Below are 19,751 nucleotides of genomic sequence, written 5' to 3'. Positions count from 1 at the left end.
CCCCTCCATCGGCGGCGCGCATCGGCGCGCGGCCACCACGACTGATCAGGTAATCCACATGGCCATCCGCGGTCCCAGACTCGAATTCTCCGTCGGCGCTTTCCTGCTGCTGGCCCTGGCCTCGCTGATGGTGCTGGCCGTCGCCTCGACCAACCAGCGCTGGAGCTGGGGTGGCGAAGGCTATGAACTCAAGGCCCGCTTCTCCCAGGTCGGCCAGCTGCGCAAGCAGGCACCGGTGAAGATCGGCGGCGTCACCGTCGGCCAGGTCGCTTCCATCGAACTGGACCCGGTGAAGTTCGAATCGATCGTGACCCTGCGCATGGACAGCAAGGTCAAGGACCTGCCGGCCGACACCTCCGCCGGCATCTTCACCAGTGGTTTGCTTGGCGAGAGCTATATCGGTCTGCAGCCCGGCGGTGATCCGGACGTGCTCAAGCCCGGTGAGGAAATCGTGTTCACCCAACCGGCCGTGGACCTGCTGCAGCTGGTCGGCAAGTACATGTTCAGTGGCGGCGCCGGTGGTGGCGCTGCTGAGAAGCCCAACGATGGCGCGCAGGCGCCTGCAACGGAACCGCAACCATGAAGATGAAACTGATCCCGGCCCTGCTCGCCTCGTCGCTGCTGATGGCCACCCCGTTCCTGGCCCAGGCGCAGGCCGCCGCCCCCGCTGCTGCTGCCCCCCAGGGCCAGGCCGGCAAGGTGGTGATCGACGCCAGCACCCGCATCCTTAATACCCTGCAGCAGCGCCGTGCCGAATTCAGCGGCAACCCGGCCAGCCTGCGCAGCTACATCGACAGCGAGCTCAACCGCACCTTCGACCGCGACTATGCCGCGCGCCTGGTGCTGGGCACGCACGCCCGGGGCGCCGCCGACGCGGACATCAAGCTGTTCGCCAATGCGATGGCTGACAACCTGATGCAGCGCTATGGCTCGACCCTGCTCAACATCCAGGGCAAGCCGAGCTTCCGCCTGAAGGGCGAAAGCCCGCTGCCGGGCAACCGAGGCGTGCGCGTGAGCACCGAGCTGGTGCGTGCCGGCAGCGAGCCGACGCCGGTCGAGTACTGGATGCGCAATGAAGGCGGCCAGTGGAAGATCTTCGACGTCAACATCGAAGGCATCTCCTACGTGCAGACCTTCCGCAACCAGTTCGATGCCCCGCTGCGCCAGAAGGGCATCAAGCAGGTGGCCAACGATCTGCGCAGCGGTAGCATGCAGGCCGGGCCGGCCGGCAATGGCAAATAAGGCGCTGGCGCTGCTGGAAGGTGACACCCTGCGCCTGCGCGGGGTGCTCGACCGTGCAGCGGTGATCGCGCTGTGGCCGCAACTGCAGGCCCTGCCGGCGCAGCTGTCGCGGCTGGAACTGGCGGAGGTCGAGCGCGTGGACAGCGCCGGCCTGGCGTTGCTGGCCGAGCTGGCCGCGCGCGCGCGCCAGGGCGGTCATCCGCTGACGATCTCCGGCGCCCCCGCCGGCTACAACGAACTGAGCGCGGCCTACCGGCTGTCGCCCGACCTGGACTTCAACGCTACTTCTGCTGCGAGCTGACATGAACGTCGTGCGCGTTTTCCCCCTGATCCTCCTGGCCGCCGCGCTCAGCGCCTGTGCCGGCAAGCCGGCACGCAGCGATGCGCCGGTGGCCGACACCGTGGTGCCGGCGACGAGTACCGCCCCCGTCGACAATGCGGCTGGTGCCGATGCACCTGCTGCGAGCGTGGTTGCCGACGCCCCCGTACCTGCAGCGGCCACGCCGGCACCGGCGGTCGCTTCGCAGGGTGCAAGCGGCAATGATGCCGCTGCCACCGCTCCGGGCGGCGATGACGACTTCGACGCGTTGTACGGCGCCAACGGCAGCACCACCAGCACCGCTGCGTACGACCCGTGGGAACCGTTCAACCGCAAGGTGCACGGGTTCAACAATGCGGTCGACCGCGGTATCGCCCGCCCGTTGGCAACCGCCTATACCCACGTGGTGCCGCGCTTTGCCCGTACCGGCGTAAGCAACTTCTTCAGCAACCTGCGTGCACCGCTGACCATCACCAACCAGCTGCTGCAGGGCCGCCCGGCCGATGCCTGGGACAGCCTGGGCCGGTTCCTGATGAACAGCACGCTGGGCGTTGGTGGCCTGTTCGATCCGGCCAGCAAGGCGATGGTGCCGCGTCGCAACGAGGACTTCGGGCAGACCCTGGGTGCCTGGGGCTGGCGTCGCTCGCGTTATGTGGAACTGCCGTTCTTCGGCCCGCGTACCGTACGTGATGTGTTCGGCCTGGCCGGTGATATCCCGTTGTCGCCGATCCGCCGCATCGAAAGCGACAAGTACCGCATCGGCCTGCAGGGCCTGCAGCTGGTCGATACCCGTGCACAGCTGCTGGCGATCGACGACCTGCGCGATACCGCAGTTGACGAATACGCCCTGGTCCGCGATGCCTGGATGCAGCGCCGCAACTACCAGATCGAGAACGACCTGCGCGGCAAGCGCGAGCGTGGCAGCGACGATGCGAACTCGCCGATCCCGGTCGATGCGATGCCGATGCCGCAGTGGACCAACTGACCGCTGCTGGTAACGCATGAGAAAAACCCCGCCTCGGCGGGGTTTTTTGTTTACCGGCATCCTCCCACCTTCCGGTGGGTGCCAACCTTGGTTGGCACGTCGTCTTCAGGCCGCCAGCGCCGCCTCGACCGCTTCGCGCAGGCGCGCGTCATCTGCGGCCACGTCCGGGGCAAAGCGGGCGATGACCTTGCCATCGCGGCCGACCAGGAACTTCTCGAAATTCCACAGCACCGCCGGTGCCGGGTGGATCGGAATCTCCTTGCTGGCCAGACGCTCGCGCAGCGGGCCTTCGCCAATCGCCTGCGGCTGCGCGGCAGTCAGCTGCTGGTACAGCGGGTGGGTGTCTTCACCGGCCACGCTGATCTTGGCGAACATCGGGAAGCTCACATCGTAGGTCAGCTGGCAGAACTGCTGGATCTCCGCCTCGCTGCCCGGTTCCTGGCCGAGGAAGTTGTTGGCCGGGAAGCCCAGCACTTCCAGGCCCTGCGCGTGCTTTTCCGCGTACAGCGCCTGCAGGCCTTCGTATTGCGGGGTCAGGCCGCACTTGGACGCGACGTTGACCAGCAGCAGCACCTTGCCCTGGTAGTCGGCAAGCGAGGACGGCTGGCCGTCGATGGTGGTGAGGGGAATATCCTGGATCGGGGTGCTCACGCGGGGCTCCGGCTACAGCGGGGAAAGGCCCACCAGCATACCGCCGCACGCGCTGTTGTAGAGCCGAGCCCATGCTCGGCTGATGCCACGGTAGCCGAGCATGGGCTCGGCTCTACAGGACATCCTCAATCAACGCAGATGGTGCCTTGTGCCTTGCCACCGTCGATGCGCTGGCGGCAACCGAAGTTCTGGCTGACATCACGCTGGCAGGTGCCGGTCGCTACCGCGCCGGCAGCCACCTCACCCGTCGCCAGGCACTGGCCGCTGCAGTCGCTCTTGCTGCCGCAGGACTTGCCGGCGTCGGCATAGGGAATCACGCACTGCACCCGCTGCAGGCGTCCCAACGGCTGCAGCGTGCCACCCGCAGCGCGACAGTCCACATCGCGTGCTTCTTCATAGGCTGCAGCGGCTTCAGGGCTGTCGGCCGCCGTGGCTGCCACGGCTGCGTCTTCACTGACCGGTGGGGTGCTGCTGCAGGCGGCAAGGAGCGCGCCCAGGGCAAAGCTGGCAAGGAATCGGAGGCGCATGGCGGTACCTGAAGGGTGTGGACGGCGCCAGCATACGCACCCGCCCATGCAGGTGGCGTGTCAGCCGGTTTCAGGCGTCCTCACCCTCGCCTTCTGCCACCTCTTCGTCGCTGGACACTTCGCCCAGGTCGCCCAGCAGGCCCTGCGCCTGTTCGGTCGCCAGTGATTCCACACCACGCAGTCGGCGTTCGATGGTGCGGGTCTTGCGGCTGGCCTCGCCGATGCTGCGGCCCACGGTGGTGATCTGCTTCTCGGCCTTCTCGAGGATGCCGGCGAACTTGCCGAACTCGCTCTTCACTGCGCCCAGCAGCCCCCACACTTCGCTCGATCGCTGCTCGATGGCCAGGGTACGGAAGCCCATCTGCAGGCTGTTGAGCAACGCGGTGACGGTGGTCGGGCCAGCCACCACCACGCGGTGCTCGCGCTGCAGCAGGTCGACCAGGCCCGGGCGCCGGATCACCTCGGCGTACAGCCCTTCGGTGGGCACGAACATCACCGCGAAATCGGTGGTGTGCGGCGGCACGATGTACTTTTCGCTGATCGACTTGGCCTGCACGCGGATCGCGCGTTCCAGCTGGATGCCCTGCAGGCGCACGCCCTCGGCATCACCCTGTTCCTGCGCATCGAGCAGGCGCTCATAGTCTTCGCGCGGGAACTTGGAATCGATTGGCAGCCAGACCGGCGTGTCGTCGTCGCGACGGCCCGGCAGGCGCACGGCGATGTCGACCATCTCGTTGCCGTCAGGACGCACCTTGACCCCGCGCGCGTACTGTTCCTGGGTGAGGGTCTGCTCGAGGATGTTCTCCAGCTGCACTTCCCCCCAGCTGCCGCGGTTCTTGACGTTGGTCAGTACCCGCTTCAGATCGCCCACGCCGGTTGCCAGCTGCTGCATTTCACCCAGCCCACGCTGCACCTGTTCCAGCCTTTCGGACACCAGCTTGAAAGAATTGCCCAGCCGCGTTTCCAGCGTGGACTGCAGCTTTTCGTCCACGGTGTGGCGCATCTGCTCAAGCTTCTGCGCGTTGTCGGCCTGCAGCGCTCGCAGCTGTTCTTCCAGGGTGGTGCGCATTTCCGAGATGCGCTGTTCGTTGCGCTGGGTCAGCTCCTGCAGGCGCAGGCCCAGGCTCTCGGTCAGGCGCTGCTGCGACTGCGCGCCTTCTTCGCGGCCCTTGCGGGCATCCTCCACCAGGGCCTGCCGCAGCGCACCGAACTGGGTATCGGTACGGGCGGTCAGTTCCTGCAGCTGCTGGCCGAAGGCATGGATACGCGCCTCCTGCTGCTGGCCGAACACATCCAGCTGCACGCGCAGTTCCTGCAGGCGTTCGCCCAGCGAGACGGCACTGCGCTGCTGGCTGTCGGCCGCCTCGGCGCGGGCCTTGCGCGCATCTTCGCCCAGCGCTTCGCGCAGCAGATCCAGACGCTGATCGGTACGGGTGGACAGATCGGTCAGCGCGCGCGCGAACCCATCGAGCTGCTCACGCAGCTCGCTGCGGCCGGCGCGTGCTTCATCACGCACGGCCTGTTCCAGGCGGTCGTGGGGCGGGCGGCGCAGCAGCGCCACCAGTTGCAGGATCAGCACGACCAGCAGCAGGCCGGCGACGAGGAGGAATTCGGTTTGCATGTGGCAAGTGTAGGCTGGCCCAGTCTCAGCTGCTGAAACGAGCCCATGTTTGTTCTGTACGGAAAGCCCACCTCGATCAACGTACGCAAGGTGCTGTGGCTGTGCGCCGAACTCGATCTCGCGTTCTCACATGATCCGGCACCCGCGCCGGACCTGCTGGCCACGCTCAACCCGAACCGGCAGGTGCCGGTGCTGCGCGACGGCGACTTCGTGCTGTGGGAGTCCAACAGCATCTGCCGCTACCTGGCCGCCCGCCAGGGCCGCGATGACCTGCTACCCACCGTGGCGCAGGACCGCGCCAGGGTCGAGCAGTGGATGGACTGGCAGGCCACCGACCTCAACAGCGCCTGGCGCCACGTGTTCATGGCCCGCGTGCGCCAGCACCCCGACTTCGCGGACGACGCACGCGCCGAGGCCAGCCTGATGCACTGGAACCAGCTGATGGGCACGCTGGACGCGCAACTGGCGGCCAGCAACGCCTACGTGGCGGGAAGCACCTTCACCCTCGCCGACATTGTCCTCGGCCTGTCGACGCAGCGCTGGCGCAGCACCCCCGGTAGCAAACCGGCGCTGCCCCACGTGGAAGCATGGTTCGAGCGCCTGCGACAGCAGCCGGGTTTCACCGCCTACGTGGACAACGGCGTGGCCTGAGGAGAGGTTCTCGCCGCTGTTGGCAGGTGTCGACCTTGGTCGACACGTCGGAAGGTACGTGTGTAGAGCCGAGCCTATGCTCGGCTGAACGGCATGTGCCAACAGCAGCCGAGCGTGGGCTCGGCTCTACAGGAAGGGCGTGGCCTTACCAGCCTTCCAGCACGATCTTGCCCTTGGCCCGATGGCTCTCCAGCAGCGCGTGCGCACGGCGCAGGTTGGCCGCGTCGATGCGCCCGAAGTGCTCACCCAGCGTGGTCTGCAGCACACCGGCATCGACCAGTTCGGCCACCCGGTTCAGCAGTTCGTGCTGCCGCTGCATGTCCGCGGTCCTGTACAGCGGCCGGGTGAACATCGATTCCCAGTGCAGCGACAGCGCCTTGCGCTTCAGCGCCATCACATCGATCTGGCCCGGATCATCGATCAGCCCCAGCTGCCCCTGCGGCGCCAGCAGCTCGACGATCTGTGCGTAGTGCTGGTCGGTGTGGGTCAGGCTGGCCACGTGGTCCACCTCGGTGATGCCCAGCCGGGCCAGGCCCTCGGCCAGCGGCCGGGTGTGGTCGATCACATGGTGCGCGCCCATCGCCTGCACCCAGTCCTGGGTCTCCGGGCGCGAGGCGGTACCGATCACCGTCAGCTTGGTCAGCCGACGCGCCAACTGCACCAGGATCGAACCGACGCCGCCCGCTGCACCGATCACCAGCAGGGTCTTACCGTCGCCACCGCCTTCGGCGATGCGCAGGCGGTCGAACAACAGTTCCCATGCGGTGATCGCGGTCAGCGGCAGCGCCGCCGCGGCGGCATCGTCCAGGCTGGCCGGCTTGCGGCCTACGCTGCGCTCGTCCACCAGCTGGTATTCGGCATTGCTGCCCGGGCGATCGATCACACCGGCGTAGTACACGGCGTCGCCGGGTTGGAACAGGGTCACCTCGCTGCCAACTGCATCGACCACGCCGACCGCATCCCACCCCAGCACGCGTGGGCCGTCGGTGGCAGCGCCGCGTCGCACCTTGGTGTCGACCGGGTTCACCGCCACCGCGCGCACCGCCACCCGCAGGTCGCGTGGGCCCGGCTGCGGCAGGGGCAGGTCGAGGTCGATCAGGGCCTGCGGGTCGTCGATCGGCAGGCCGGCATGGGTGTAGGCAATGGCGCGCATGGGGGAGATCCAGTGAGGAGAGGCCACAGCGTGCGCCGTGCGCAGGGGGGCAGAAAGGCGCAGAATCGGTCAACACTTTCACTGCAGCAATGAAAATGGTCCGTTTCGACGATCTGCAGCTGTTCGTCCGTACCACTGCGCTGGGCAGCTTCTCGCAGGCCGCGCGCGAGGCCGACCTGCTGCCGGGCCAGGTGGCCGCGGCGGTGGCACGGCTGGAACGCGAACTGGACCTGCGCCTGTTCGTGCGTACCACCCGCAGCCTGCGGCTGACCGCCGAAGGCGCGCTGTACCTGCCCTATGCACAGGACGTTCTGACCACCCTGCGCGAAGGCCAGGCGCGGGTGCAGGGCGAGGATGCGGAACTGCACGGCACCCTGCAGTTGTCGGCGCCCTCGGACTTCGGCCGCAACCTGCTGCTGCCGTGGCTGACTGCGTTCCGTGCCGCACATCCACGGCTGCGCCTGCACCTGCGCCTGTCCGACGAAGTGGCCGACGTGTTCCGCGACCCGGTCGACGTGGCCATCCGCATCGGTCACTTCGACGATGCCAGCTATGTCGCCCTGCCGTTGCTGGAAGGCAACCGGCGCGTACTCGCCGCATCGCCCGAGTACCTGCGGCGGCGTGGTGTGCCCTCACGGCTGGAGGATCTGCGCGAACACGATTGCCTTGTCTACCAGCTCGGCGGGCGCGCCTACGATCGCTGGTCGTTCGAGCTTGAGGGGCGCCGCGTGGTGACCCCGGTGCGCGGGCCACTGGTCTGCGACGACGCCGACGTGGTGCGGCGCTGGGCGGTCGCCGGCGAAGGCATCACCTACAAATCCTGGCTGGACGTGCGCGACGATGTGCTGGGTGGACGCCTGCAGGTGCTGCTGGATGGCATCGGCAGCCACATCCCCCTGCAGTTGGTGTGCCCGCACCGCAAGCAGTTCTCACCGGCCGTGCGGCAACTGCACGCGCAGCTGCGCCAGTACCTGCAACCGCTGCTGTCCGCGATGCCCGGCCATGGCGACGTGCCCCTGTCGCCTGCAACGCCACTGGCCGACAATGGTGCTCCCCCGTTGTAAGAGAATCGCGCCATGCCGTGGATGGGCATCCAGGACCTGTGGACATTTCTGGTCGCCGTGCTGGTGTTTCTGGCCCTGCCCGGACCTGGCACCTTCACCCTGCTGACCGCCACCGGTCGTGGCGGTGTGCGCGGCGGCTACACGGCGCTGGCCGGCCTGCTGATTGGCGACCAGATCCTGATGTGGCTGGCATTGGCCGGCGTGGCCGCGCTGCTGAAGGCCAATCCGACGGTGTTCCATGCCGTGCAGTATCTCGGCGCGGCGTATCTGGTGTGGGTCGGCATCAGCCTGCTGCGCACGCCCAAGGGTGACGGTGCCGAAGTTGGCCCGGTGCGCATGCAGCCGGGACGCTACTTCCACCAGGCGATCCTGGTCAGCCTGCTCAATCCGAAGGCGATCCTGTTCTACATGGCCTTCCTGCCACTGTTCATCGACCCGAAGGCCCATCAGGGCATCGCCACGTTCGCCGCGCTGGCCGGGATCATCTTCGTGGTCAGCATCGCCTACTGCTCGCTGCTGATCTGGGTCGGCAACCTGGCCCGCCGTCGGTTGATCCAGCACCCGCGGGTCAGCGATGCGCTACGGCGTGTGGCCGGCCTGTTCCTGGTCGGCTTCGGCATCCGCCTGGGCCTGAACGGCTGAGAGCCCGTCGGCGCGGAGTGCCGCGCGCAGGTGGTCGATGAACACCCGCAGCTTGGGCGCCATATGCTCGCGCGCCGGGTAGTACAGATGAAAGCCGGGGAACGGCGGCTGCCAGTCCTCCAGCACGCTGCGCAGGCGGCCGGCAGCCAGGTCGTCGGCGACCAGCGAAGCGAAGCCCTGCGCCATGCCGAGCCCAGCCAGCACCGCCGCATAGGCCAGTTCGGCATCGTTGAACACCAGCCGCCCGGCGACGGCTACGTCCAGGTCACGCCCCTCACGGCTGAATTCCCAGGGCATGAGCCGGCCATTGGCGCGGCGATGGACGATGCAGTCGTGGCCCTGCAACTCCTGCGGGCTCAGCGGCACCCCGTGGCGCGCGAAGTAGCCCGGCGTGGCCACCACCACCTGGCGCTCGGGTGGCCCGATCGGCACCGCGATCATGCCCTGCGCCAACGATTCACCCAGGCGGATGCCGGCGTCGAAACCCTCGGCGACCAGATCGGTCAGCGCCGGCTCCACGCACAATTCCACCTCTACCTGCGGATACCGGGCCAGGAAGGACGGCAGCGCCGGCAGAACCCGGCGTTCGGCAACGATGCGTGGCAGGGTGATGCGCAGCCGACCGGCCGGCACCGTCCGCGCGCTGTCCAGGTCGTCGAAGGCCGATTCGATCTGTGCCAACCCGCCACGCACGCGCTGCAGGAAGCGTGCGCCGTGCTCGGTCAGACCCACCCGGCGCGTGGTCCGTTGCAACAGGCGCACGCCCATCCGCGCCTCCAGCGCACGCACGCTCTGTGACAGCGCCGAGGTCGAGACACCCAGGGCATCGGCGGCGCGGGTAAAGCTGGCGTGGTCGGCCACGTGGACAAAGGCAACCACCGCAGACAGCGGTGCGGAGGGATCCATTGTGAAGCCTTCCTTCATTGTCAGTTCGACTGCATCCAGTTTATCCACAAGATCATCGGACGGATGCTTGGCCTCCCGGCGGAACACCCGCCTCCTCCGATGGAATGCCACATGTCACTTGATCACTACCGCCTGCTCGGCCGCTCCGGCCTGCGTGTCAGCCCGATGGCGCTGGGCACGATGACCTTCGGTGCCGACTGGGGTTGGGGCGCGGACGAAGCCGAGGCCCGCCGCATCTTCGATGCCTACGTCGAACGTGGCGGTAACTTCGTCGATACCGCGAACAACTACACCAATGGCAGCGCAGAGACCCTGCTCGGGCGGTTCGCCCAAGGCCGCCGCGAACGGCTGGTGATCGCCAGCAAGTACACCCTGGCGACCGTGCCGGGCGATCCGAACAACGCCGGCAACCATCGCAAGAGCATGATGCGCTCGGTGGAGGACAGCCTGCGCCGGCTCGGCACCGACTACCTGGATCTGCTGTACCTGCACGCCTGGGACGACACCACCGGCGTGGACGAGGTGATGCGCGGTTTCGACGACCTCGTGCGCAGCGGCAAGGTGCTGTACGCCGGCATCTCGGACACGCCAGCCTGGCAGATCGCGCGCATGCAGACCCTGGCCGATCTACGCGGCTGGTCGCCATTGGTGGCGCTGCAGATCGAATACAGCCTGATCCAGCGCAGCGTCGAACACGAACTGCTGCCGATGGCCGATGCGCTCGGGTTGGGCGTGGTGGCGTGGTCGCCGCTGGGCAGCGGCGTGCTGACCGGCAAATACAGCGCGGCGGACCTGGCCGCAGCCGAGACCGCCGAGGCCGCGCCGGGTGGTTCCAGACGTAATGTCGCGCTCATCAATGGCGCGTTGACGCCGCGTTCGTTGAACATCGCCGGGGAAGTCGCTGCGATCGCGGCAGAGCTGTCGCACTCGGCTGCGCAGGTCGCTCTGGCCTGGTTGCTGCAACGACCCGCGGCCGGGGCCATGCCGATCGTCGGTGCACGCACCCTGGACCAGTTGGAACACAACCTGGCGGCGCTGGATCTGGCGCTGCCGGCTGAGGCGTTGGCACGGCTGGATGCGATCAGCGCGGTCGCGCCGGCCTTCCCGCACGACTTCCTGCAGATGCCGCTGCCGCGCATGCTGATGAGCGGTGGTACGCGTCTGCAGCCACGCGCACCGGGCAGGTAATACCGGGGGCGCGCTATGCTGGCGCCCCATGCTGGAAGGAGGCGCCATGGCCGCAACACCAACGCTCGCGGTCGCTGCAGCCCTGGTGTTGCTGCTTGCCAGTGGATCGGCCACGGCCGCACCTGATCACCGCTGCCTCACCGGCGGTGCCAACGGCACGATCCACCTGGAATGGCGCTGGCTGGACGATGGCCGCGCCGACGTGCGCTACGCCGGGCACCGCGAGCGCCTGCCGCTGCACCGGGTTTCCGAAGAGACCACGGTGCTGGACGAAGACCGCCCCTACCAGTTCGATACTGTCTGGGAAGAGCGCGTTGAGGGCCGCATCAACGGTCACTACACGCTGAGCACGCAGGGCGCACGGATCTACAGCTTCAGCTACGTGCGGGCCCGAGACGGTCGCCGCACGGATTTCGAAGAAGACTTCAACGCCTTCCAGGACGACGGCTGTCACTGGTAGCCGCCTGGACTGAGGCCGTTTGTGCCGATTCCGGCAGCGTGCCCACAGTCCAGCGCGCGCTGTGCCGGCCATGACCCCCGTCAGTGGCAATGCTGCGCTGCGTTCGGTCACACTCGGGGACTTGTCGTTCTCAGTCCCCCCTTCCGAGGCCTGCATGTCCCTGCTCCGGCGCAAGTCCCTAGATTCCGTCACCGTCCACGAAGCCGGCCGGCGCCTGGTCCCGACCCTCAGCTGGCCGCACCTGATCGCGCTCGGCATCGGCGCCATCGTCGGCACCGGCATCTACACCCTGATCGGCGTCGGTGCCGACCGCGCCGGCCCCGCCGTGCTGATCTCCTTCGCCATCGCCGGCGCGGTGTGTGCCTGCGCGGCATTGGCCTACGCCGAACTGTCCACGATGATGCCGGCCGCCGGCAGCGCCTATACCTACAGCTACAGTGCCCTGGGCGAAGTCTTCGCCTGGGTGGTGGGCTGGAGCCTGATCCTGGAGTACTCGCTGGTGGTGAGTACCGTGGCGGTCGGCTGGTCGGGCTATTTCGTCGGCTTCCTGGAATGGGTGCATACCCAGTTCGGCTGGGACCTGCGCCTGCCGGCCATGCTCGCGGCGGGCCCGCACGTCGATGGCGGCATGATCAACCTGCCCGCCATCGTCATCACCTGGCTGGTCGCCCTGATGCTGATGGCCGGTACCAAGGAGAGCGCCACCCTCAACGCGATCCTGGTCGTGTTCAAGCTGATCGCGCTGGCCATCTTCGTGGCGGTGGCCCTGCCGGCGTTCGACGCCAACAACCTGCAACCGTTCATGCCCTATGGGTTCGCCAAGACGCTGGGACCGGATGGCGTCGAGCGCGGCGTGATGGCGGCAGCGGCGATCATCTTCTTCGCGTTCTACGGCTTCGATGCGATCTCCACCGCCGCCGAAGAAACCAAGAACCCCGGCCGCGACCTGTCCATCGGCATCATCGGCTCGATGGTCGGCTGCACCATCGTGTACGTGCTGGTGGCGCTGGCCGCGATCGGTGCGATGAGCTACACCGTGTTCGGCCAGAGTGCCGAACCGCTGGCACTGATCATGCGTCAGCTGGGCCAGCCGACCGCCGCGATGCTGATCGGCGTGATCGCGATCATCGCCCTGCCGACCGTGCTGCTCGCGTTCCTGTATGGCCAGAGCCGCATCTTCTTCGTCATGAGCCGCGATGGCCTGCTGCCGCGTGGCCTGTCCAAGGTCAACGCGCGCACCGGCACGCCGGTGGCGACCACGCTGTTCACCGCCGTGGTGGTGTCGGCGCTGGCCGGTGTGGCGCGCCTGGACGAGATCGCCGCGCTGGCCAATGCCGGCACCCTGGCCGCGTTCACCGCCGTTGGCATCTGCCTGGTGGTGCTGCGCGTGCGTGAACCGAACCGCGAGCGCACCTTCCGCACGCCGTTGGCGTTCATCGTCGGCCCGCTGGCGGCACTGGGCTGCATCTACCTGTTCATCAGCCTGCCGCACACCACCCAGCTGTACTTCCTGGCGTGGAACGTGGTCGGCCTGGTGCTGTACTTCGCCTACAGCCGTCGCAACGCGCTGATCGCGAAATAAGGGCGCCGCCGGGCATGACCCGGCATCGTTCTGGTAGTGCCGGCCGCTGGCCGGCAACCTCCGCATCAATTGGCTGCATGCAGTTGCCGGCCAGCGGCCGGCACTACCGCAGGGCGGCTAGCCGCCCTGCTTTGCCGCGTAGTCCTGCGCCTGGCGCATCACCCGCAGCAGGTTGCCTCCCCAGATGGCGGCGATCTGCTGCTCGGTGTAGCCCTTGCGCAACAGCCACGCGGTGATCTTCGGCAACTGACTGACATCTGGCAGGTCGCTCAGGCCACCGCCACCATCCCAGTCCAGCCCAATGCCGACGTGCTCGGGGCCGACGACCTTGAGGATGTGCTCGAAGTGGGCGAAGAAGTCGTCCAGGCTGGCATGGCGCACCGGATGTTCGTGGTCCAGTGCCTGCTCGGCCTTCTGCAGCGCCACGCCCTGTTCGATGGTCATGCCTTCCCAGCCACCCAGCTGCTTGCTCAGGGCCTCTTCGGCCTGCTTGCGCTCGGGCGACTTGGCGGTGTCGATCAGGTAGCCGCCATACGCGTTCACCTGGATCACGCCGCCGGCCTTGGCCAGGCGGCGCAGGCGCGCGTCATCGAGGTTGCGTGGGTGGTCGTAGATCGCCTTGGCCGAGCTGTGCGACAACACGAACGGCACCGGCATCATCGCCAGCAGATCGTCGAACACGGCATCGGAGGCGTGCGACTGGTCGATGACGATGCCCAGCTTCACCGCCTGCCGCACCAGGTCCTTGCCGGCCGGGCTCAGGCCTTTCCACTCCGCGCCCTTGGGGTCGGTGGCCGAATCGGCGAACTCGTTGTTGGCGAAGTGCACGGTGCTGAGCAGGCGCAGCCCGGCACGGTGATAGAACGAGAGCAGGCTGGGATCGGCCACCAGCGGGCTGGCGTTCTCCATGCTGATGTAGACCACGCGCTTGCCGGCGGCCTTGATGCGCGCCGCGTCATCGGCGGTCAGCGCCAGCGCGAAGCGCTCGGGGTTGGCGGCCAGCATTTCGCGGATCTCCAGCAGACGCTGCAGGCCGTGATCGCGCTCGGCCAGATGCGCAGCAGCAGTGCGATCGCCCTGGTCGGTGTAGATCGCAAAGAAGCCGCCATCCAGCGCGCCTTCGACCATGCGCGGGTAATCCACCTGCGAGAGCGCATTGCGGTCGTGCCGCTGCTCGATGTCGAAGCCGTCGCGGCCGAAGTTGGCCGGCGTATCCAGATGGCTGTCCAGGGTCAGCAGGCGCTGCTGCAGTGCCTTGGCCCGGGCCAGTTCCTGCGCGCTGAAGTCGATGGCATGGGCGGACAGCGGCGCACTCAGCGCCAGCGCGAGCAGCAGGGAGAGACGACGCAACGACGGCATGGGCATCCACCGGCAATGGGAAGGACACGACCATAGCGCCGGGACGACCAACGCGGGTAGTGCCGCATTGGCCAGCCGGCTCCATTACACTCGCCCGCAGCCGATAAAGGCAGCGTGCGGCACCGCGTGCTGCGTCGACCATGGAATGGAAACACCGATGTCGAAGTCCCAGCCTCCGGCGCTGCCCGTGCAGGACGAAGCGCCTGTCCCCGCCAGCATGGTCACCGTTGAACAGCTCAAGCGTGATGTGCTGCCAACGTTGTTTGCCGGGCGCACCGACATCGGCCGCTATGGTCCGGCCGACCTGGCCAACGCCAGCGCCGAGCCGGCCTGGCAGGATGGCAGCGCCAACGCGCTGGCGCAGGCGCTTGCTGAGCTGGTCAGCCGGCTGTCCGAGCACGATCCCAATGCCCTGCTGCAGCGCGCGGGGTGGTGGCAGCGGTTCACCGGTGCCGATATCGAAGAACGCCTGCGCCGGCGCATCGCCATGGGCAGCAACGGCGATGTACTGGCCAGGATCGAGCGCGAGGCCATCGCCGTGCGCGCCAGCGTCGATCGACTGGATGCGCAGCTGCTCGAGCATGACGTGCAGGGTGTGCGGCTGCAGGTGTACATCGATGCAGGCGTACAGTTCCTGCAGGAACTGCCAGCCACCGTCGACAGCGCCGATGATGCGCCGGTGCTCGACCGTCCGGTCGAGCGGCTGCAACGCCGCGTAGCCAACCTGACCGCGCTGCTGGCCAGCCATTCGATGAGCCGGATGCAGGTGCAGATGGCACGCAGCCATGCCATCGACCTGCTGGACCGTTACGGCGAGACGGTGCAGATCCTGTTGCCGATCTGGCGCCAGACCATCCAGGCGCTGCACAACAGCGACAATGCCAGCCCGCAGATGATCGCCAGCGCGGCACAGGCACAGGACCAGCTGAAACAGGCCCTGCAGCAGTTGCTGCGCACATCGGCGGTGCCGGCATGAGCGCGCCGGTACGCGATCCGCTGCAGATCCCGCCGGATCTGCAGGCGCGGGCGGAAGCCGTTCCGGGCCTGCGCGCGTTCTACCGGCGGGCCTCGCTGCTGCGGGTCTTCGGCCTGGCCTGCATTCCGCTAGCGGCCACGGCACTGTCCTACATGGCGCTGGCCTTCACCGGCACCGAACTCGGTCCGCCTTCGTGGGCGCACGTGCCGGCCGGCCATGGGGGGAAGGACACAGGAAAGCAGCTGCTCATCCTGCTGGTCATGACCCCCTTGCTGCTGGTGTGGATGTACTTCGGTGTGCGCGACCTGCTCGGCCGCCATCGCGTTCGCCGCTTCGCCTGGTCGTTCGCGCTGGGTTCGATGCTGCTGTGCGGTGCGTGGGGAAGCATGGGCATCACCGCACCCGCCATGGGCCAGGGCGATCGGCTCGACCATCGGCAGCTGGACGCGCTCATCGCCAGTCCGGACTTCAGCAGTTTCAGCCCGCAGTGGCAGGCCTATCTGCGTGCACAGCAGGAGCTGCCCTACGGCGTGGCCTCGCCAGCCGTGGTTGCCACCGCACGCGCGCTGGCCAATGGCGAGGACATCGGCGTTCCGGTATCGCCGGCAATGCAGTCCCGCTTCGAGAATGCAGCAGGGCTGCCCCGCTCTGAACGGTCGCAGCGATGGCATCAGCAGCGTCTGCTGGGCTGGCTTCTGTTCGACGTCGGCTGGGTGCTCGCGCTGCTCGCGGTACCGGCGCTGCTTGCATTGGGTGCGGTGGCGATCGTGCTCGGCCACCATCTGCGGCGCAGGTCCGAAGTGATCAACGGGTTGCTGCAGCAGCTGCAGCCGGTTCCTGCGCCGCCCCGCGCGCAGCCCTGAGGCCGGCGCGCGGGGGCAGTCTTCGGCGCTGTGTGGGGGAGCCGGGCATCGCCCGGCTCCACACCCCGTAGGTCAGTCCACCACGCGGCAGAACACGGCCTTCAGGTAACGCGATTCCTGCACGTGGGCCATGAACGGATGGTCCGGACCAGCGCCGGCCACCTTCAGGATCTGGATGGTGCGGCCGGAGAAGTACGCTGCACGACGCAACATGTCGAGGAACTGGTCCTCGGCCACCAGGCCGGTGCAGGAGAACGTGGCGAACAGGCCACCGGGCTTGACCACGCCCAGCGCCAGCTTGTTCATGTCCAGGTATTTCTTCAGCGCGGTGATCACCTGCTCACGGTCGCGGGTCATCTTCGCCGGGTCCAGGATCACCACGTCGTACTGCTCACCGCGGTTGGCCGCATCACGCAGCCACGGGAAGATGTCGGACTGGACGAACTTCGGGCGCACGTTGTTCAGGCGCGAATTGCCCTTGGCGATCTGGATGACGTCTTCATCGATGTCGATGCCGACCACTTCCGATGCACCGCGCGCGGCCGCATACACCGCGAAACCACCGGTGTTGCAGCACAGGTCAAGCACGCTCTTGCCTTCCACCTGCTGGCTCAGCCACTCACGGTTCTCGCGCTGGTCGGCGAAGAAACCGGTCTTGTGCGCACCGGCCGGGTCGGCGCGGAACTTGATGCCGTACTCGGTGATCACCGATGCTTCGGTGGTGGTGTTGCCGTGGAAGTCGAAGCTTTCCTGCTTCTGTACGTGCTCGTCGGCGAAGCTGTGGAAGCGGCAGCCCGGGAACTGTTCGCGCAGGGCGTCGTAGATCCACTCGCGGTGGCGGAACATGCCGGCGGCGAAGAACTCCACCACCACCAGGTCGTTGTAACGGTCCACCACCAGGCCGGACAGACCGTCGCCTTCGCTGTGCACCACGCGCCAGGCGTCGGACACCGCATCGAGCTTCAGCACCTCACGGCGCAGCGATACCGCCTGGGCGATCTTGCGCGAGAACCAGCCGGCATCCACCGGGATCTGCGGGTCGGTTTCGAGGATGCGTACGGCAATACGCGAATGCCCGTTGTAGAAACCACGGCCGATGAACTCGCCATCCACGCCGACGACGTCGACGAGGGAGCCGGGCTTGGGCCGGACGGTCGGCTTCTCGACCAGTTTCTGGAAGATCCACGGGTGGCTGGAACGCCACGCGTTCTTGAGGCGGACAACGGGAAGGGGGGTATTCATCCGCCCATTGTAAACCGGGCGCTGGGGTCAGATCCCCACAGGGGCTCTGACCCCCGGGCCGGTGTGCCAACCAAGGTTGGCACCTACCAGAGCTGGCCCGGCCCCAGGGCATTTGACGCCGGCCAGGCCAGGCCGCAGAATCGGCGGCAGAAGGGGAGTAGCTCCCAGACGTTGTCGCCGTCAATTCGAGCCCGCAGGCTCCGGTGCAACGGCAGTTCCCGCCCATCGGAACTGCGAGCGAGACCTTCGCCGTACTGGCGAAGCTCTGTCCCCGGATCCCCTCCCGATCCTCCGTTGCAGATCCTCGCCGTCCGGCTTGAGGCATTTTTCATTTCCCAACGGACAAACCCATGCAGACGATCGGTAATTTGTGGTTGTGGGGCGGCTTCGCAGCGGTGGTGGTCATCGCCCTGCTGGTCGACCTCGTATTGATGCGCCATGGTGGCCCGCACAAGGTCACCTTCAAGGAGGCCCTGTGGTGGTCCATCGGCTGGGTCGCGCTGGCGCTGGCCTTCAACGGCGGCCTCTGGTTCTACCTGAACGAGACCGCCGGCCAGGTCGTGGCCAACAAGGTCGGCCTGGAGTTCCTGACCGGCTATCTGGTCGAGAAGGCGCTGGCGGTGGACAACATCTTTGTCTTCCTGATGATCATGAGCTACTTCGCGGTGCCGGAGGAACAGCGCCAGAAGGTGCTGATCATCGGCATCCTGGGTGCGATCGTGCTGCGTACGATCATGATCTTCGCCGGTAGCGTGCTGATCACCCAGTTCCATTGGCTGCTCTACGTGTTCGGCGCCTTCCTGCTCTTCACCGGCTGGAAGATGTGGTTCGCCGCGGGCCAGGAGCCTGACCTGGAAGCCAATCCGGCCTTGCGCTGGATGCGCAAGCACCTGCGCCTGCTGCCGGATTACGAAGGCAACGCGATGAGCGTCAAGCGCGACGGCGTGCGCTGGTTCACCCCGCTGTTCGCGGTGCTGATCCTGATCGCAGTAACCGACGTGATCTTCGCGGTGGACAGCATCCCGGCGATCTTCGCGATCACCACCGACCCGTTCATCGTGCTGACCTCCAACGTGTTCGCGGTGCTCGGCCTGCGTGCGATGTTCTTCCTGCTGGCCGGCATGGCCGACCGCTTCCACCTGCTGCCGTACGGCCTGGCGCTGGTGCTGGCCTTCATCGGTATCAAGATGATGATCATCGACCTGTTCAAGATCCCGACCCCGATCTCGCTGGGCGTGGTCGCGGTGATCATTGCCACGACCGTGGTGCTGAGCCTGAAGTACCCACCGAAGGAAGGCGAAGGCCAGGCCTGAGCCTGACCTGTTGAACGGCACGGCCGGTTGGATTGTCCCGCCGGCCGCCCCCACTCTCCCGCAGCGGTGGCCTTGGTTTCGCGCCGGCCACCGCCATTGCTGAGGGTATGAACACGAACGCGCCCCTGCCCGCCGGCGACGCGCCGGCCGATCGCAACGACCGCACGCGTATCCTGCGCGCCTTCAACGCCAGCCTGGCCGCCGTGCTGGTGCTGGTGGCCGTGTTCGCCCTGCAGGACCATTTCGACTGGCGACCCTGGGCCGTGGCACCGCTGGAAGCCAAGGGCCTGCTCGGCCTGATCGGCGGGCCGCTGCTGCATGCCTCGGTCGAACACATCGCCGCCAACAGCGCCGCGATCCTGATCCTCGGCACCCTCGCCGGCAGCGTTTATCCGAAGGCCACGCTACGTGCCCTGCCCCTGCTGTGGGTCGGTTCGGGCATCGGTGCGTGGATGCTGGGCAACCCCGGCAGCTTCCATCTCGGCGCCAGTGGCGTCACCCACGGCCTGATGTTCCTGCTGGCCAGCCTCGGCCTGCTGCGCCGCGACCGCGCGGCCATCGCCACCGGGCTGATCGGCATGCTGTTCTACGGCGGCATGCTGATGACCGTGCTGCCGCACGCCGACGGCGTGTCCTGGCAGTCGCACATGGGCGGTGCCTTCGCCGGCATCATCGCCGCGCTGCTGTTCCGCAATGCCGACCCGTTGCCGCCGCGCCCGCGTTACAGCTGGGAAGACGAGGAAGAAGAGGTCGAGCCGCTGGCCGACGACGAACTCGAGCCGCCGTCGCCGCAGCGCGTACCGGTGCTGTGGCAGCCGCGCGAAGGGCAGGACTATGTGGTCGTCCCGTTCCGGCGGCCGGAAGACCCGCGCGGCTGAGCGGTGGCGGGGTCGGATCCCCGAAGGGGCTCTGACCCCGATCACCGATGACCCGGCAGCCGCCGACCTTGGTCGGCGCTCCTGCCTCCGGCGTTCATGACCCCACGGCGACCGCGTGCCAACCAAGGT

General features: G+C 67.4%; 20 protein-coding genes and 1 pseudogene. 14 read left to right on the top strand and 7 right to left on the bottom strand.

Annotated features, from left to right (window positions below; translation table 11 throughout):
• Positions 1-58: 58 nt before the first annotated feature.
• The 4 genes and pseudogenes from mlaD to WKB25_RS15135 all read left to right on the top strand — a co-directional run.
• A pseudogene (gene mlaD, locus WKB25_RS15150) lies at positions 59-523 on the top strand (outer membrane lipid asymmetry maintenance protein MlaD); the annotation flags it as partial.
• 56 nt (positions 524-579) lie between these two features.
• Positions 580-1,242, top strand: a complete 663-nt coding sequence (locus tag WKB25_RS15145; RefSeq protein ID WP_340571562.1) for an ABC transporter substrate-binding protein — start codon at positions 580-582, stop codon at positions 1,240-1,242.
• On the top strand, positions 1,232-1,543 hold the full coding sequence (locus WKB25_RS15140; RefSeq protein ID WP_025875628.1) for an STAS domain-containing protein: 312 nt from the start codon (positions 1,232-1,234) through the stop codon (positions 1,541-1,543). Before WKB25_RS15145 ends, WKB25_RS15140 begins: the two co-directional genes overlap by 11 nt.
• Position 1,544: 1 nt before the next feature.
• A complete protein-coding gene (locus WKB25_RS15135; protein WP_340571559.1) occupies positions 1,545-2,546 on the top strand; it encodes a VacJ family lipoprotein in 1,002 nt (333 codons plus the stop codon).
• Positions 2,547-2,651: 105 nt separating this feature from the next.
• On the opposite strand, the gene WKB25_RS15130 is transcribed toward WKB25_RS15135, so the two are convergent.
• From WKB25_RS15130 to rmuC, 3 genes are all read right to left on the bottom strand, one after another.
• Complete coding sequence (locus WKB25_RS15130; RefSeq protein WP_340571558.1) at positions 2,652-3,197, bottom strand: glutathione peroxidase; 546 nt, start codon at positions 3,195-3,197, stop codon at positions 2,652-2,654.
• 125 nt (positions 3,198-3,322) lie between these two features.
• A complete protein-coding gene (locus tag WKB25_RS15125) occupies positions 3,323-3,724 on the bottom strand; it encodes a hypothetical protein (protein ID WP_340571557.1) in 402 nt (133 codons plus the stop codon).
• Positions 3,725-3,794: 70 nt separating this feature from the next.
• The gene (rmuC, locus tag WKB25_RS15120; RefSeq protein ID WP_340571555.1) at positions 3,795-5,345 is read right to left on the bottom strand and encodes a DNA recombination protein RmuC; all 1,551 of its coding nucleotides are present in this window, start codon (positions 5,343-5,345) and stop codon (positions 3,795-3,797) included.
• 45 nt (positions 5,346-5,390) lie between these two features.
• Here rmuC and WKB25_RS15115 point away from each other — a divergent pair, with 45 nt between their 5' ends.
• Complete coding sequence (locus WKB25_RS15115; RefSeq protein WP_340571553.1) at positions 5,391-5,996, top strand: glutathione S-transferase N-terminal domain-containing protein; 606 nt, start codon at positions 5,391-5,393, stop codon at positions 5,994-5,996.
• 145 nt (positions 5,997-6,141) lie between these two features.
• Here the strand turns inward: WKB25_RS15115 and WKB25_RS15110 are convergent, their stop codons facing one another.
• The gene (locus WKB25_RS15110) at positions 6,142-7,149 is read right to left on the bottom strand and encodes a zinc-binding alcohol dehydrogenase family protein (RefSeq protein ID WP_340571552.1); all 1,008 of its coding nucleotides are present in this window, start codon (positions 7,147-7,149) and stop codon (positions 6,142-6,144) included.
• An 89-nt stretch (positions 7,150-7,238) separates the two neighbouring features.
• Between WKB25_RS15110 and WKB25_RS15105 the strand changes: the two genes are divergently transcribed.
• Positions 7,239-8,213, top strand: a complete 975-nt coding sequence (locus WKB25_RS15105; protein WP_340571551.1) for a LysR family transcriptional regulator — start codon at positions 7,239-7,241, stop codon at positions 8,211-8,213.
• A gap of 12 nt (positions 8,214-8,225) precedes the next feature.
• Positions 8,226-8,855, top strand: a complete 630-nt coding sequence (gene leuE, locus WKB25_RS15100) for a leucine efflux protein LeuE (RefSeq protein ID WP_340571549.1) — start codon at positions 8,226-8,228, stop codon at positions 8,853-8,855.
• Here the strand turns inward: leuE and WKB25_RS15095 are convergent.
• Positions 8,793-9,761 carry a LysR family transcriptional regulator gene (locus WKB25_RS15095; RefSeq protein WP_265952070.1) on the bottom strand — a complete coding sequence of 323 codons (969 nt, stop codon included), beginning with the start codon at positions 9,759-9,761 and terminating at the stop codon, positions 8,793-8,795. The genes leuE and WKB25_RS15095 overlap by 63 nt on opposite strands.
• A gap of 99 nt (positions 9,762-9,860) precedes the next feature.
• On the opposite strand from WKB25_RS15095, the gene WKB25_RS15090 reads away from it, so the two are divergent.
• The 3 genes from WKB25_RS15090 (at position 9,861) to WKB25_RS15080 (ending at position 12,991) form a co-directional block, all read left to right on the top strand.
• Positions 9,861-10,949, top strand: coding sequence for an aldo/keto reductase (locus WKB25_RS15090; protein WP_205404600.1), 1,089 nt, complete (start codon positions 9,861-9,863; stop codon positions 10,947-10,949).
• A gap of 46 nt (positions 10,950-10,995) precedes the next feature.
• Positions 10,996-11,409 (top strand): hypothetical protein, encoded by a 414-nt coding sequence (locus tag WKB25_RS15085; protein WP_100461695.1) that lies wholly within the window; start codon positions 10,996-10,998, stop codon positions 11,407-11,409.
• A gap of 154 nt (positions 11,410-11,563) precedes the next feature.
• Complete coding sequence (locus WKB25_RS15080; RefSeq protein ID WP_340571544.1) at positions 11,564-12,991, top strand: amino acid permease; 1,428 nt, start codon at positions 11,564-11,566, stop codon at positions 12,989-12,991.
• A gap of 117 nt (positions 12,992-13,108) precedes the next feature.
• Here the strand turns inward: WKB25_RS15080 and WKB25_RS15075 are convergent, their stop codons facing one another.
• The gene (locus tag WKB25_RS15075) at positions 13,109-14,350 is read right to left on the bottom strand and encodes a dipeptidase (RefSeq protein WP_312705148.1); all 1,242 of its coding nucleotides are present in this window, start codon (positions 14,348-14,350) and stop codon (positions 13,109-13,111) included.
• A gap of 157 nt (positions 14,351-14,507) precedes the next feature.
• Between WKB25_RS15075 and WKB25_RS15070 the strand changes: the two genes are divergently transcribed.
• Together WKB25_RS15070 and WKB25_RS15065 are read left to right on the top strand one after the other, a co-directional pair.
• Positions 14,508-15,326, top strand: coding sequence for a protein klaA (locus WKB25_RS15070; RefSeq protein ID WP_340571540.1), 819 nt, complete (start codon positions 14,508-14,510; stop codon positions 15,324-15,326).
• Entirely contained in the window at positions 15,323-16,189 is an 867-nt protein-coding gene (locus tag WKB25_RS15065) for a hypothetical protein (RefSeq protein WP_340571538.1), read from the top strand. The genes WKB25_RS15070 and WKB25_RS15065 overlap by 4 nt, the downstream gene beginning before the upstream one ends.
• A gap of 72 nt (positions 16,190-16,261) precedes the next feature.
• Here WKB25_RS15065 and WKB25_RS15060 read toward each other — a convergent pair whose 3' ends face one another.
• Positions 16,262-17,431 carry a class I SAM-dependent rRNA methyltransferase gene (locus tag WKB25_RS15060; protein WP_340571536.1) on the bottom strand — a complete coding sequence of 390 codons (1,170 nt, stop codon included), beginning with the start codon at positions 17,429-17,431 and terminating at the stop codon, positions 16,262-16,264.
• Between the two features lie 350 nt (positions 17,432-17,781).
• On the opposite strand from WKB25_RS15060, the gene WKB25_RS15055 reads away from it, so the two are divergent.
• Complete coding sequence (locus WKB25_RS15055) at positions 17,782-18,744, top strand: TerC family protein (protein WP_340571535.1); 963 nt, start codon at positions 17,782-17,784, stop codon at positions 18,742-18,744.
• A 107-nt stretch (positions 18,745-18,851) separates the two neighbouring features.
• Positions 18,852-19,622 carry a rhomboid family intramembrane serine protease gene (locus WKB25_RS15050; RefSeq protein ID WP_089241925.1) on the top strand — a complete coding sequence of 257 codons (771 nt, stop codon included), beginning with the start codon at positions 18,852-18,854 and terminating at the stop codon, positions 19,620-19,622.
• Positions 19,623-19,751 lie beyond the last annotated feature (129 nt).

Source organism: Stenotrophomonas sp. G106K1, assembly GCF_037969685.1.
GTDB classification, from domain to species: domain Bacteria; phylum Pseudomonadota; class Gammaproteobacteria; order Xanthomonadales; family Xanthomonadaceae; genus Stenotrophomonas; species Stenotrophomonas lactitubi.
Note: the sequence above shows the minus strand (reverse complement) of the source record. Positions and strands in the feature narration are given on the sequence as shown.